Raw genomic sequence first — 13333 nt, forward strand, 5'->3', positions numbered from 1 at the left:
ATAATATTATGATCTGGCTAGGCAGCAAGCATCACCCGATCCGCAAAGCAGGAATGTGCCCATGATGCCGTCTGACACCAGCCCAATCCAGCCGCTCTCTGGTTTGCGGGTTCTGGACCTCACAAATGTGCTGGCGGGGCCGTTTTGCTGTCATCAACTGGCCCATATGGGCGCGGAGGTCATCAAAGTTGAGGCCGCAGGGCGGGGGGATCTGGCACGCCAGTTGGGCGCAGATCCATCCCTGAACGCCGCGCAAATGGGCGTGTCATTTCTGGCGCAGAACGCGGGCAAGAAATCCGTGACGGTCAATCTGAAACATCCCGAAGGCAGGGCCGCTTTGCTGAAGCTTGTGCAATCGGCTGACATTTTGGTGGAGAACTTTCGCCCCGGGGTCATGGATCGACTGGGGGTCGGCTATCAGGTGTTGAAACAGGCAAAGTCGACCCTGATTTACTGCGCCATTTCCGGGTTTGGCCAAGACGGCCCCTGGAGGCATCGCCCGGCATATGACCAGATCATACAGGGCGTGTCAGGTGTGATGTCGATCACAGGCGACACAGACAGCGCCCCGCTGCGTGCTGGCTTTCCCATCGCGGACACGGTTGGCGGGCTCACGGCGGCCTTTGCCATCGCGGCAGCCTGCAACGCGCGTCCGCGCGGCACCTTCATCGATGTGTCTATGCTGGAATCGGTGCTCGCCACCATGGGTTGGGTGGTGTCCAATTATCTGATCGCAGGTGTCACCCCCGCCGCCCACGGCAATGAAAACGTGACCTCCGCCCCTTCAGGCGCGTTTCAGGCACAGGATGGTCTGATCAATATTGCGGCCAACAAAGAGGAACAGTGGGTTTTGTTGACCGATCATCTGGGGCTGTCTGCGCTGCGCACCCGTGCAGATTTTGCAACGCGCGAGGATCGCAAGCAGAACCGTTTGGCCCTGAAGGCGGAGCTCGAGCGGGTGCTTGTCACGCGCCCGGCATCCGATTGGGCGGACGCGCTCAATGACATTGGTGTGCCTGCCGGCGCGGTGCTCTCGGTGCCGGACGTCCTGCACCAGCCCCAGATCGCGGCGCGCGGGTTTTTGCATCACTTTCCTGATGTGCCGGGGGTCGGGCGTGACATTCAAGTTGCAACAACCGGGATCAAACTGGACGGCCATGCGCCCACCGTCACCACGCCGCCCCCGCGTCTGGGGGCCGACAATGAGGCGATCTGGGCAGAGCTGGGGCTCGATCCGGCCAAACTGAAAGAGGAAGGTGCAATATGAGCGAGCGGGACACATCGGTTGCGGACTGGTGGCAAACCGACATCATCGACATGGCCCCCGGAGAGATCCGCCTGCGCGGATACCCGATTGAGGATCTGATCGGGGCGGTAGGGTTTTCTGATATGATCTGGCTGATGACCCGTGGCAGCTTGCCCACCGCAGCACAGGCCCGCCTGTTGGAAAGCGCTCTGGTCGCCGCAGTGGATCACGGCCCTCAAGCCCCCTCGATCGCCACCGCGCGTATGGCCGTGACCTGCGGGTTGGGATTGAATGGGGCGCTGGCCTCTGCTGTGAACCTGCTCGACGATGTGCATGGCGGTGCTGGCGAGCAGGCGGTCACCCTGTTTCACTGGATTGACGAGGCCGTTTCTTCGGGACAGCCGCTCGCGCAGGCCACCGAACAGATGATGCTGCGCTGGCAATCAGAGCATGGAAAATTCATTCCGGGGTTTGGGCATCGCTTTCACAAGCCCACCGACCCCCGCGCGCCGCGATTGCTGGCCTTGGTCGAAGAGGCGCGATCCGCAGGCACTGTTGCGGGAAATTTCGCACAAATTGCGCGCGCGCTTCAAACGGCGCTGAACACCCAAAAGGGCCATGTGGTGCCCATGAACATAGATGGCGCGACGGCGGTGATTTATGCCGAGCTTGGTTTTGCCCCAGCCTTGGCACGTGGTCTATTCTGCCTGTCACGCTCTGTTGGCGTGGTTGCGCACGCGTGGGAGCAAATGAGCCAAGGCGGGCGCAACAAAGGCCCGACACCGCCTGTCCACCGCTGGACCTATACAGGCCGCGACCCCATCGGCAGGCCGGCGCGCGCAGTTGCCACGCCTCAGAACAGCGAGAGAGATGCACACCATCGGGGGGCGCCACGATCGTGAAACGCGGCGCCTTAGCGGCAGTTTGGGGGGCTATGTTTCCCGTTTGGAGGAGGCATAGCGGCTTGAGGCGGTATAATAGTCCTCAAACCCAATGCGTGCGCGCAGCTCGTCAAACGCCATCAGCTCGGATCGCTGGTCTGTGCGCATCTGCTGCAAACAGCCCAGCATCGCCTGCATCGCCACCGCCATCAGCGAAAGAGGGTAGGCGGCGATGGAATAGCCGATGTCGTGCAAGACAGCATTGGGCAGATCCGGGGTTTCACCGCCCTCCACGATGTTGGCCATCTGCGGCAGAGGCACAGCGGCGCAAATCTCGCGCATCTCCGCCTCCGTCTTTGGCGCCTCCACAAACAGGATATCAGCGCCCAGCTTGGCAAATTCTTCGGCCCGGGCGAGCGCCTCGCGCAACCCGTGTTCGTGGCGCGAATCGGTGCGCGCGAGGATCAGGATATCGCCCCCTTCGGCACGCAACTCCTCACGGGCATCCACTGCCGCACGGATGCGGTCAAACGCTTCTGCACGGTCCACAACCGCCTTGCCCGGCGTGTGCCCGCAGCGTTTGGGCGCCAGTTGATCCTCAATCATCACCGCCGCACAGCCTGCGCGGCCAAAACCACGCACCGTGCGTTTGACATTCATCGCATTGCCATACCCGGTGTCGCCATCACCGATCAGCGGAATAGACACCGCATCGGAAATATTGCGCGCCTGATCGAGCACTTCGCCATAGCTCATAAGACCCAGATCGGGTGCACCAATCCGGGCGGCAGATGTGGCAAACCCGGACATGAAGGTCAGGTCATACCCTTCCTGAGCGATCAGTTTCGCCGACAGCGCATCAAAGCAGCAGGGCATGATGTGGCATGTGTCCTGCGCCAGCAGCGCACGCAGTTTTGCGGCTTGAGTCATGTCGAAATCACCATTTGAAAGGAATATAAAGCGCCAGATCCGGCACCAGATAGAGGATCGCCACACTCAGAAGCATAAGCGCCAGAAACGGCCAGACCCCGCGCGCAACTTCGCCCAGAGACACCTTCGCGACGGCCTGTATGACATAAAGGTTCAGCCCCACCGGTGGCGTGATCAGCGCACATTCCACCATGATCACCATGAAGATGCCAAACCAGATTGGATCAAACCCGAGCCCCATCGCCGCCGGCAACAGGACCGGCGTCATGATCAGGATCATCGACAGCGCTTCAAACACCAACCCCATGACGAGCAGCACCACACAGACCAGCAGGATGAATACCAAAGGTCCGTCGATATTGGCAGCGATGAAGGCAGATATGTCCTGAGGAATGCGGTAGAGCGCGATGGCTTTGCCAAACACTTTCGCCCCGGCCACGATCAGCAAAATCGCGGTGGTGGTGATTGCGCTTTCACGCACAGCTTCCCAGAAGGTGGCCCATGTCAGCGTGCGCAGCCAGAACACCGTGATCAGCAAGGCGGCGGCAAAGCCCACTGCGGCGGCTTCGGTTGGGGTGAAGGCACCCGAATAGAGCCCCAGCACAATCAACAGCGCCAGCGCAAATGACGGAAGCGCCCGGATTGAAGTCTCTATGCGCTGCGCCATGTCGGCTTTTTCGGCAGGCATGTAACTTGGCGAGAGGCGCGCATAGGCCATGGCAAAGATCACAAACAAACCCACCAGCAGCAACCCCGGCCCAATGCCTGCAAGGAAAAGCGCGATCACGGATTCTTCGGCGACAAAGCCAAAGACAATCATCGGGATCGACGGCGGGATCAGAATGCCAAGTGTACCACCTGCCGCCAACAACCCATAGACAAAGCGTTTGTCATAGCCCCGGCTCACCATTTCGGGGATCGCGACAGTGCCAATGGTGGCGGCTGTGGCCACGGAGGAGCCGGAAATTGCCGCAAACAACCCGCAGCTGAGGATCGTCGCCACCGCCAGCCCGCCGGGCCAGTGCCCAACCCATGCTTGCACCGCCGCAAACAGATCGCGCCCGACGCCCCCTTTGAGCAGCACATTGGACATCAGCAAAAACAATGGCACCGCCAGCAGGATGAACCCATCCAATGTCGAGAGCACCGCCTGCGGGGCCATCAAGGGCGAAAAGCCCCCAATCATCAGCATGCCCAGCCCAAGCCCACCAAGGGCGAAGGCCACAGGCACGCCAATCAAAAGCAGCGCAAAAAGACAGGCCAGAATAAGAAGGATGGTCATTCGTGGCTGGCCCCCAATGAGGAAAGCTGTGTGCGGGGCAGGGACATGAGCTCCACAATCGCCTGCGCGGTCAGCAGGCCAAAACCCACGGGCACCGACAGTTCCGCCACCCAGCTTGGCAGGTTCAAAAGGGAGCCAGTCGTGCGCCCGCGCACCCAGCTGTCATGGAAAATATCCCAGCTCCAATAGGCAACGATGGCGGAGAAAACGATCAGCACCAAAAGCGACAGTGCCACGCACAACCGTTGAACATGTGCGGGCAGCAATGCTGTGACCGCATTCACTGTGATGTGACGCCGCAGGCTCAACACCCAGCCAAGCGACAGAAGGCAGCCCCAGATCAGGCAAAGTTGGCTTAACTCTGCCGCCCAAATAGTTGGTTTTATGAAAAAATACCGCGCTATAACTTCATAGGTCAGCATTGCGCCCGTCGCGGCCATCAGGCACGCCCCAAACACGCCTGCACAGCGCGACAGTGTTGTGATAATCTGCATGTTCTTTGAAAGCGGGCAGGGCAAAAAGCCGCCGCCGCCCGCGCCCTTCTTCAGTCGCTGCCAGCAGCGTCAAGCACCGTTTTGCCAGCATCCCCCGCTGCAGCGAGATAGGCGTCATAGACCGGCTGCGCTACCGATTTCCACTGCGCCAACTCATCCTCTGTGAGTTCGACAATGGTCATGCCGTTGTCTTTGGCGGCGGCATAGGCTTCCGCTTCAATGGCGGACATCTCGTCGCGTACGCTGTCCTGCGCCACAACGGCGGCCTCGGTGATCTGGCCACGGATCTCCTCTGACAGGCCGTTCCACCAGTCGTTGTTCACCACCACCACAAACTCGATGTCCGCATGGTTGGTCACGGTGATTGTGTCCATCACTTCCCAGAGCTTGCGCGATTTCACGCCGGATACACCGGTCATGCCCACATCGACCGTGCCGCGCTGATAAGCCAGATACTGTTCAGAGCCGGAAATCAGCGTCGGCGCCCCACCAGAGGCGGTTACAAAATCCCCCAGCGTCTTGCCAAATACGCGGACCTTCTTGCCTTCCATATCAGCTGGCGTGCGGATGCCGCCGCCATTGGACAGCATGATCGCCCCACCATAGGCCTGCCAATAGAGCACCTGACCACCGGTTTTCTCAATCTCAGCTTCAATGGTTTCCCGCACAGTAGAGCCTTCCGCCACCGCTGCGCGAACCTTGTCTTCGCTGTTGAGCAGGAACGGCATGTAGAACACATCCACCACCGGCGCGTCCCCGACATAGCGCGTCAGCGAGGCAACCCCTGCCTCAATGGCGCCAGAGCCCACCGCCGCAGGCACCTCTTTGTCTTTGTAAAGCGTGGCACTGTCATAGATTTCCACATCAATCGCGCCATTGGTGCGGGCTTCGACTTCTTTTTCAAACAGAACGAGGTTCTGGCCCAAATGGCTTTTCAGCGGCAGCTGCAGCGAAATCCGCATCTTTTCCTGAGCCGCACCAACAGACGCAGACAAGGCGAGCCCGGCGGCTGCCCCCATAATGATCTTAAACATAATTTTCCTCCCAGTAAGGGCAGGGTCCTCCACCTGCCGCTTGAACTGGATGCAATCAGAGATAGAGCGTGGGCGCAAGCCCCCAAGGGTGCCTCCACGTCAGATCATCACCGGTGCCATCGCTCAAAAAAGGCCCGACACCCCGAAAATTCCGAATTTTTCGTTAACCAAGGGTGCTTTTCGATCTCCACAACTGATTTAATTTAAATTATCAACGTATTTGCAGCATTGTTTCGCTGTGGGAACGATTTCACGGACGACCTTTTCTCATGAAAAACTTGATCCTTAACGGAACCTTTGATTCCGGGGCGGCCCATTGGTCAGGCCGGGACATCGAGGCAAACCACACCGAAAATGCGTATCTGCACAATGGATCAAAGAACCGTGTTGCGGAAATTGATGGGCATCGTGGCCGTATCACCGTTATGAAACAAAGCTTTGAGGTGGATCGCCCGGTTGAGGCCCGCCTCACGCTTGATGCGGCGCTGCGCAATGCCGCCCTGCCAGATCGCGGTATTGATGGCTTCAAAATAGAGGTGCGGGATGATCAGGGGCAAGTGATCGCCGCGCTAACCGTGCTGCCAACATCAAACAGCTGGACCGAAGTCGCCCTGGATGTGCCGTTTCCTTCGGCAGGGACCTACACCCTGAGCTTCACAGAAATTGGCGACAACGACAGCCTCGGCGCGATCGTTGATAACATCAAGATGATGGTGTGTTTTGCCAATGGCACCCTTATCGAAACCTCAGAAGGCCCCAAACGGATCGAAACGCTTGTCGCCGGCGATTTGATCGTCACAGAACGTGGTCTGAAACCACTGCGCTGGGTGTTTGAGCGCGCGCTCAGCGCGGCGGATCTGCGCAAAGAGCCGAAACTGCGCCCCGTGGAAATCGCAGCCGGAGCCCTTGGCGGTGGCTTGCCAACCCAGCCGCTCAGAGTGTCCCGCCAGCATCGCATGGTGGCGCAGTCCAAACTGACCAAACGCATGTTTGGCACCTCAGAAATCCTGTTGCCCGCCATTCGCTTGACCACATTGCCGGGCATATCTGTCTGCGAAGAGGACACGGCGCTCTCCTACTTCCACTTATTGTTTGACGATCATGAAATCGTGCGCGCCAACGGGGCACCAAGCGAGAGTTTTCTTGTCACAGCCCGCTCCTTTGACGCATTGTCAGAGGCAGCCCAAGACGAGTTGCGGCTTCTGTTCCCTGACATGATTGAGACACGCGCGCAGTCCGAGGCGCCAGCGCGACCTGTCCCGGAACCGAAACGGCAAAAGCGGTTTATGGCACGCCTGACAGCCAATGGTCGCAAACTCCTCGAAGCGGCCTGATTTTATCCACCCGAAACGATAGCGTGCCCACCAGATGCCGGGCTTGCAGCTTTGAGCCTTCGCGCCCTCTGCACACGACGGACGTTTCACCTCTAAGATGATTCTTTTAGACGCGGAACTTCACCCTCAAAATCCCTTAGTCTCAGCAGTTTGACGTGAACGTCAAAAAAATTCACATGCGGCCAAAAAAAACATTACTATAAATCATACCTTTGCATCGTTTCCGCAAATCATTGCCCAAAACGTGGGCAAAATTTAAGTAACCCATTAAGTAAATCGACCTAGTGCGTGCCGCGTCTTAAAAGCAACCACAGGTTTCCCAAATGAAACGTTTCTTCAACAAGTTTTCGACGCGGATCGTCACGCTTGCGATGTTAGCGCTCGCACTGTCCGTTGTCCTAACAGTGTTGTTGCAAGTTCAAACGCGTAAAACGGTCGAAGAGCTCCGAAACGAAGAGCTTCACGCCATCACCGAAGTCGCCGTCAGCCTACTTGACGATCTCGACGCCGCTGTTAAATCCGGCAAATATGAGCCAGAACGCGCCCGTGCCTATGCCCGGGATCGTCTGCAATCCATGTCTTATGGGAAAGACGGTTACGTCTATGCCTTTGACACCAATCTGGTTATACAGGCACACCCCGCAAATCCGGAATGGGTGGGCACCAACAAAGGCGACTTGGCTGATATCTATGGCGTTAAAATTCTTCAGGAAATGAAGAATGTAGCGCTCAGAGATGGGCATGGCCTGACCACCTATCACTTCAACAAACCCGGCAGCGACGCACCGCAGGTCAAAGTGGGATATGCCTATCTTTTTGAGCCTTGGGGCTGGGTCATTGGCACCGGAGCCTATCAGGCGGATCTCGAAGAACGCCTGGCATTTATCCGCATGGAGGCGATCCTCATTTTGGGGGTGATCCTGCTGGTTATGGGCTGTGCGGCCCTCGTCATAACGCGCAGCCTGACCAAACCAATGGGCCAGCTTGGCACCCGCATGCTCAGCCTGTCTGAGGGCGACACCCAAAGTGACATCCCATTGGTCGCGGTGGAAAACGAATTGGGCGATATGGCCCGCACTCTGGATGTGTTTCGCAGCGCCCTGGAACGCCAGCGCGAACTGGAAGCTGAGCAGCGCATCAATGCGCAAAATCAGGCGGCGGTTGTTCACACCCTCACACAGCATCTCGCAGAGCTGTCGGCGGGCGATCTGACCGGTCAGATCACAACCACTTTCCCGGCGGACTATGGTCAACTTCGGAGTGACTACAACACCTCGCTCAACACGTTGGACACCACCGTATCCGAGGTGGCCGACAATGCGCATTCTATTGGCGCAAGCGCACTGGAGATCGATCAAAGCGTGCGTGATCTGTCCAAACGGACAGAGAGCCAGGCCGCCACATTGGAGGAAACCGCAGCCAGCCTGAACGAACTGACAGAATCCGTGCGCAGTGCTGCGCTCAGTGCGCGCAATGTGGAAACCACCATGCATCAGGCGCAGGAAGAAGCTCAGGCCAGCGGCGCAGTGGTTGAAAGCGCGGTGGAAACCATGCATGAGATTGAACGCAGCGCCAGCCATATCTCCCAAGTCACGAAACTGATTGACGATATTGCGTTCCAAACCAACCTGCTCGCCCTCAACGCGGGTGTGGAGGCCGCCCGTGCAGGCGATTCCGGGCGTGGCTTTGCGGTCGTGGCCTCGGAAGTGCGGGCGCTGGCGCAACGTTCCTCTGACGCGGCGATGGAGATCAAGGACTTGATCGGAGACTCATCCAAGCATGTAGAGCGTGGGGTACAGCTTGTCGGTGAAGCAGGGGGCGCGCTGCGCACCATTGTCGATCAGGTGAGCCATATTTCAGCGCTGGTTGCCAATATTGCGCACGGGGCGGAACAGCAGGCCGATGGTCTTGGCGAAATCAATGAAGGGGTTGCCCATCTCGATGAAGTAACACAGAAAAACGCAGCCATGGTCGAAGAGGCGTCAGCCGCCGTGCATATCCTGAGCGATGATGCGCAAAGTCTGACAACGCTGATTGATCGGTTTCAGACTTCCGGCGGCGCGGCGTCCACTTTCTCACAATACGGTCGGCGTCTGCCTGCCAGCGCCTAAAAATCACAGGGCGTCCAGTCTTGGGCGCTCTGGTCATCACGGGGAGCGAAAAGCCGCCCCGCGTGGCATCGCGACCAACTCCTGCAACTGCGCTGACATTCCAAATCGCAACATCAGAACTTTGAACGCGCTCTGAGCCTAAAGGCGCAAATCGACGAGTCGGCCTTCGCGCAGCTCATAGGTGTCTGGCGCCAGTGCCTCTCGAAAGGCGGGTGTGTGGCTGACCAGCAAGATCGCTTGTGGCAGCCCTTTCAAGATTTCCAACAGCCGCGCTTCGTTTTTGGTGTCGAGCGCATTGGTCGGCTCATCAAGCAGCAGGGCCTCAGGCTCCATCGCCAGAACGGTTGCCAAAGTCACCAAACGTTTCTCACCGCCAGAAAGCTTGTGGGTGATGCGATCCCGCAGATGCATCAGATCCAGATCGCTCAGCACACGATCCACTATCGCGAGCGCCTCAGCCTTGCTGCGCCCAAGATTGAGCGGCCCAAAGGCGATGTCTTCGGCAACGGTTGGGCAAAACAGCTGATCATCTGGGTCTTGAAACACCAGACCAATTCGGCGACGCACCTCGTGAAAATCGGCCTCCGATTGCCGCTCTTGGCCAAAAATCATGATCCGCCCGTCATCGGGTTTCTGCAAGCCAAGCGCAATGCGAAAGAGCGTCGATTTACCCGCCCCATTCGCGCCGGTGATCGAAATCCGCTCGCCCGGCTCCAGCCGCAGCGACGCCCCATCCAAAACCGGTGCATGACCGGGGTAGGCAAACCGTATGTCTTCCAGATGCAAGATGGTCATAGATGGTCCAGATACAGCAGCGCCACGCACAGCGCAGATAGGGTTGCGGCAAACACATAGTCACGCCGATGCAGAGAATACTCCTGTAGCAAAAAAAGCCGCCCAGAGAACCCCCGGCATTTCATGGCGCCCAGAATGCGCTCAGACCGTTCAATCGCCCGCACCAGCATCATTCCGACCAGATAGCCAAAACTGCGGTAGGTGTGCCAGTTCGTGCCGGGCCGAAACCCGCGGATCTTCATCGCGCCGCGCAGGCGCAGGTATTCTTCGCGCAGCACCTCGATGTAGCGGATGGTGAACATCAACAGATGCACCAGCACCTCCGGGCAGCGCAGCCGATGCAGCGCGTGACCAAGGCTCACCGGCTCCATGGTGCCCACCAGCACCATCAGCGCAAGGATCACCGCATTGGCCGTCAGCGCGATTTCAATCGCTTTCCACAGCCCCTGCCAGCTGGCCGGGAAGCCAAACACCGTGAACATCGCATCCCCAGGCATGGAAAACGGCATCAGCACCAGCATAAAAATGATGAACCCATCCATCATCACCATGCGTTTGAGCGTGCGCCGCTTGGGCAGGCGTGAGGCCACGAGCAAGCCAAGAGACACCGCAAAGGCCCCGATCAGCGCCGGAATGCTGTGTAAGGCGACGGTCGCAATCGCAAAAACACAGACCATCACAATGCGCATGCGCGGATCCAGCTCTCCGACCGGCCCATACAGCCGCCCGTCGCCTGCCTCCGCCAGCGTCTTGGCCTGTGGTTCCAGCGCGTGTGCCATCAGGCGGCCAGCTTTTTGCGGGCGGCCACGTAAAAGCCGATGCCAAACAGGCCGACAATATAGCCGATGCCGCCCAGAATGGTCTGTAAATCATTGTGCTCGCGATAGGCGGCGATTTCGCGCCGCAGGGGGCGCACCTCAGCGCGCACCGCCTCCGCGATCACCGCGCGCTCTTCAGCGCTGAGCGAGGCCAGCATGACTGCGCCCTCACCAACAGCCGGTACAGGCACGGCGGTTTCCACGACCTCTGCCGCAACGCCCATGATCTCTGCCACCTCTTTGGCGGGCATGGTCACTTCGGCGATGTGGCCCGCGCCCATATCCGCATAAAATGTATGCGCCACAGCGCTGGTGGGGGTGAAGAGGAAAAACCCGTCTTCATCGGTCACGGTGCGGCCCAGCTCGGCACCGTCTGGCCCGGTGACAACCACCTCTTGCGCCACCGCCATATCCCCGTTGGAAAATCCCAGCTCACCTTCAATGGCGTCGCCGGACGCAAACACACCTGCAATCACCTTATGCGCCGCAGCGGGCAGGGGCGCCAGCACAGTGCCAAGCGTCAACGCACAGATCAGGATCAACTGTTTCATGCGGTCCGGTCCTTCAAAAAGAGTTCGGGCTTCACCCGACGTGCCAGCAATACGGCAAACCCGGTCAGCAGCGCCTCAATGCATATCACCGGGATATGGGCAAAAAACACCAGTTTTGCCGCTGGTATGAATTCATCGCCTGACAACGCCAGTGATACGGCGACCAAAGCGGTGGTTGTGGCAATTGCAAACGCGCCACCAACAGCCCCCCAAATCGCGCCTTGCACGGGTGCGCCACGGCCAATCAAGCCGCCAAACAGCATCCACGCCAGAACCGCAGGCAGGGCAATATTCACGGTGTTGATGCCCAGCACCGTCAACCCGCCAAAACCAAAGAACACCGCCTGCAACAACAGCCCGACAAACAGGGCCGGGAAGGCGGCCCAGCCGAGCAAAAGCCCGGCCAGACCATTCAGTATCAAATGCACAGAGGACGGGCCAATCGGCACATGGATCAGCGAAGCGACAAAAAAGCTCGCCGAAAGCACCCCAGCTGTGGGGATGCGATCCAGATCCAGGGATTTCAATCCCATAGCGATGCCACCCACGGCAGCCACCGCGCCGCCGATCACCACAGGGTTGGAAAGGGCTCCGTCAACAATGTGCATAAAAGGCTTACTCCAGATCCCAGGCGCGGATCCAGATCACCGCGTCTTGGCTCAGCTCTTTGCCTTCATGTTCTGTCGCAGGGCCGGATCCCAGCGCAGCAAAACCCCAGTAGCCCGCTTTTGGCACACCAAAGGAGAAATAGCCGTTGTCATCAGAGATCGCGACAATCGCGCCACCTGGAAGAGGGGACACGGTGGCCGCTTTCGCGCCGGTGCCTTCCATCTCTGGCTCTGCTGCCATGTACTCGATTTCAATCTCTGCACCGGCCACAGGCTGGCCTTCGCTCAGAACACGACCGGTGAAGGTGGAGCCCGCAACAATGTTGTAAGGCTTGTTCAGCGGCAGAATTTCTGTCGCCAGACCCTGCGGCTGATCCCAATCAGTCGGCAGCTCGTTGCGGTTCAGATAGGTCTTGGTGATCTGCTGAATGTAGATGTCTTCGGACTCTTCATAATAAGGCGCAGGCACGGTCACGACCACATAGTCGCCAGAGCGCTTCACAGGCACAGTGCCGTTGAACGCCTTCGCGCTGTTGTCTGGGCCGTCAAAGGTGGTCTCTTCCAGAGTGCCCATCAGATCGGTTTTTTCACCGTTGTGAATCACAAAGAACTCTTCCGGCTTCTCCAGGGTCATCACATGACCGGCCTCATGGGGGTGCCAGAAGATCAGCTTCACAGGCACATCGCCCGGACGCTCAATCATTGTGTCTTCTGTATATTCCAAAAGAAAATGTGCCTGCGCCATCGCTGGGATGGTCAGGGCGGCTGTGGCCGCCAGCAGCAGTTTTTTCATAAATTTGGTCCCTATCACGTCGCGCCTACCCCGGCGCATTTCTTTGTATGACTTCAGGGCGCGCAGAACCGGTTGCGAAACACACAAGCGGACCCAGCGCGCACCCCGTCGCCGATGACGGCCGCCTCATACAAGGCGACCAGTCCGGCAGGTCTCCTGACTCGCGGGTCCAAACACGAACTGGCCTTCCCGGTTGCCCAGTGGCGCAATCAGCCGTGCTCGCCGCTTACAGTTGCGGGGGCAGTTGCAGACTTGGCCCAAAATACAGGCCGCACTGCATTCCCTTTTGCTTCCGGGGTATCCCGGAACCGAACATGCGGCGTTCTTGCCAGATACAATGAGATCCGGTCAATGCCAGATTGCGACGAACCTGCACACAATTACGAAAGATCGCACCCCTTTGACTGCTCCACCGTTTGATTGGTCACAAGCAAAATGGCCCGAATTGTCACAGCG

13 protein-coding genes and 1 riboswitch are annotated in these 13333 nt (G+C 58.6%); of the genes, 4 read left to right on the forward strand and 9 right to left on the reverse strand.

Features of this window, described 5'->3' with window-relative positions; genetic code table 11:
- Positions 1–61 precede the first annotated feature (61 nt).
- Together PJL69_RS17385 and PJL69_RS17390 are read left to right on the forward strand one after the other, a co-directional pair.
- Positions 62–1267, forward strand: a complete 1206-nt coding sequence (locus PJL69_RS17385; protein ID WP_271310796.1) for a CaiB/BaiF CoA transferase family protein — start codon at positions 62–64, stop codon at positions 1265–1267.
- Positions 1264–2148: a citryl-CoA lyase gene (locus PJL69_RS17390; RefSeq protein ID WP_271310797.1), complete on the forward strand. Its 885-nt coding sequence runs from the start codon at positions 1264–1266 to the stop codon at positions 2146–2148. The genes PJL69_RS17385 and PJL69_RS17390 overlap by 4 nt, the downstream gene beginning before the upstream one ends.
- Before the next feature lie 30 nt (positions 2149–2178).
- Here the strand turns inward: PJL69_RS17390 and PJL69_RS17395 are convergent, their stop codons facing one another.
- The 4 genes from PJL69_RS17395 to PJL69_RS17410 are packed head-to-tail and all read right to left on the reverse strand — an operon-like array spanning position 2179 to position 5867.
- Positions 2179–3057, reverse strand: a complete 879-nt coding sequence (locus tag PJL69_RS17395) for an isocitrate lyase/PEP mutase family protein (protein WP_271310798.1) — start codon at positions 3055–3057, stop codon at positions 2179–2181.
- A 7-nt stretch (positions 3058–3064) separates the two neighbouring features.
- Positions 3065–4339: a TRAP transporter large permease gene (locus PJL69_RS17400; RefSeq protein WP_271310799.1), complete on the reverse strand. Its 1275-nt coding sequence runs from the start codon at positions 4337–4339 to the stop codon at positions 3065–3067.
- Positions 4336–4833, reverse strand: a complete 498-nt coding sequence (locus PJL69_RS17405) for a TRAP transporter small permease (protein WP_271310800.1) — start codon at positions 4831–4833, stop codon at positions 4336–4338. The genes PJL69_RS17400 and PJL69_RS17405 overlap by 4 nt, the downstream gene beginning before the upstream one ends.
- Positions 4834–4883: 50 nt before the next feature.
- A complete protein-coding gene (locus tag PJL69_RS17410) occupies positions 4884–5867 on the reverse strand; it encodes a TRAP transporter substrate-binding protein (RefSeq protein WP_271310801.1) in 984 nt (327 codons plus the stop codon).
- Positions 5868–6136: 269 nt separating this feature from the next.
- Between PJL69_RS17410 and PJL69_RS17415 the strand changes: the two genes are divergently transcribed.
- Both PJL69_RS17415 and PJL69_RS17420 read left to right on the forward strand, forming a co-directional pair.
- Positions 6137–7201: a Hint domain-containing protein gene (locus PJL69_RS17415; RefSeq protein ID WP_271310802.1), complete on the forward strand. Its 1065-nt coding sequence runs from the start codon at positions 6137–6139 to the stop codon at positions 7199–7201.
- A 323-nt stretch (positions 7202–7524) separates the two neighbouring features.
- Positions 7525–9312 (forward strand): methyl-accepting chemotaxis protein, encoded by a 1788-nt coding sequence (locus tag PJL69_RS17420; protein WP_271310803.1) that lies wholly within the window; start codon positions 7525–7527, stop codon positions 9310–9312.
- 138 nt (positions 9313–9450) lie between these two features.
- Here the strand turns inward: PJL69_RS17420 and PJL69_RS17425 are convergent, their stop codons facing one another.
- From PJL69_RS17425 to PJL69_RS17445, 5 genes are read right to left on the reverse strand one after another with little or no spacing between them, the layout of a single operon-like run.
- A complete protein-coding gene (locus tag PJL69_RS17425) occupies positions 9451–10107 on the reverse strand; it encodes an energy-coupling factor ABC transporter ATP-binding protein (RefSeq protein ID WP_271310804.1) in 657 nt (218 codons plus the stop codon).
- Positions 10104–10886, reverse strand: coding sequence for a cobalt ECF transporter T component CbiQ (gene cbiQ / locus PJL69_RS17430; protein WP_271310805.1), 783 nt, complete (start codon positions 10884–10886; stop codon positions 10104–10106). Before cbiQ ends, PJL69_RS17425 begins: the two co-directional genes overlap by 4 nt.
- Complete coding sequence (locus PJL69_RS17435) at positions 10886–11476, reverse strand: cobalt ABC transporter permease (RefSeq protein WP_271310806.1); 591 nt, start codon at positions 11474–11476, stop codon at positions 10886–10888. The genes cbiQ and PJL69_RS17435 overlap by 1 nt, the downstream gene beginning before the upstream one ends.
- Positions 11473–12084 (reverse strand): cobalt transporter CbiM, encoded by a 612-nt coding sequence (cbiM, locus tag PJL69_RS17440; protein ID WP_271310807.1) that lies wholly within the window; start codon positions 12082–12084, stop codon positions 11473–11475. The genes PJL69_RS17435 and cbiM overlap by 4 nt, the downstream gene beginning before the upstream one ends.
- Before the next feature lie 7 nt (positions 12085–12091).
- Positions 12092–12877 (reverse strand): DUF4198 domain-containing protein, encoded by a 786-nt coding sequence (locus tag PJL69_RS17445; protein WP_271310808.1) that lies wholly within the window; start codon positions 12875–12877, stop codon positions 12092–12094.
- Between the two features lie 129 nt (positions 12878–13006).
- Positions 13007–13205: riboswitch (cobalamin riboswitch) on the reverse strand.
- Positions 13206–13333: the final 128 nt, after the last annotated feature.

The sequence above is a fragment of the Shimia sp. MMG029 genome, from assembly GCF_027947445.1.
In the GTDB taxonomy this organism is placed as follows: domain Bacteria; phylum Pseudomonadota; class Alphaproteobacteria; order Rhodobacterales; family Rhodobacteraceae; genus Shimia.

What these genes read in the sequence shown, in the direction of transcription:
- cbiQ (WP_271310805.1), bottom strand. Translation starts at nt 10,886, where the DNA reads ATGGCACACGCGCTGGAACCACAGGCCAAGACGCTGGCGGAGGCAGGC.
- cbiM (WP_271310807.1), bottom strand. Translation starts at nt 12,084, where the DNA reads ATGCACATTGTTGACGGAGCCCTTTCCAACCCTGTGGTGATCGGCGGC.
- PJL69_RS17390 (WP_271310797.1), top strand. Translation starts at nt 1,264, where the DNA reads ATGAGCGAGCGGGACACATCGGTTGCGGACTGGTGGCAAACCGACATC.
- PJL69_RS17385 (WP_271310796.1), top strand. Translation starts at nt 62, where the DNA reads ATGATGCCGTCTGACACCAGCCCAATCCAGCCGCTCTCTGGTTTGCGG.
- PJL69_RS17425 (WP_271310804.1), bottom strand. Translation starts at nt 10,107, where the DNA reads ATGACCATCTTGCATCTGGAAGACATACGGTTTGCCTACCCCGGTCAT.
- PJL69_RS17415 (WP_271310802.1), top strand. Translation starts at nt 6,137, where the DNA reads ATGAAAAACTTGATCCTTAACGGAACCTTTGATTCCGGGGCGGCCCAT.
- PJL69_RS17400 (WP_271310799.1), bottom strand. Translation starts at nt 4,339, where the DNA reads ATGACCATCCTTCTTATTCTGGCCTGTCTTTTTGCGCTGCTTTTGATT.
- PJL69_RS17420 (WP_271310803.1), top strand. Translation starts at nt 7,525, where the DNA reads ATGAAACGTTTCTTCAACAAGTTTTCGACGCGGATCGTCACGCTTGCG.
- PJL69_RS17395 (WP_271310798.1), bottom strand. Translation starts at nt 3,057, where the DNA reads ATGACTCAAGCCGCAAAACTGCGTGCGCTGCTGGCGCAGGACACATGC.
- PJL69_RS17445 (WP_271310808.1), bottom strand. Translation starts at nt 12,877, where the DNA reads ATGAAAAAACTGCTGCTGGCGGCCACAGCCGCCCTGACCATCCCAGCG.
- PJL69_RS17435 (WP_271310806.1), bottom strand. Translation starts at nt 11,476, where the DNA reads ATGAAACAGTTGATCCTGATCTGTGCGTTGACGCTTGGCACTGTGCTG.
- PJL69_RS17405 (WP_271310800.1), bottom strand. Translation starts at nt 4,833, where the DNA reads ATGCAGATTATCACAACACTGTCGCGCTGTGCAGGCGTGTTTGGGGCG.
- PJL69_RS17410 (WP_271310801.1), bottom strand. Translation starts at nt 5,867, where the DNA reads ATGTTTAAGATCATTATGGGGGCAGCCGCCGGGCTCGCCTTGTCTGCG.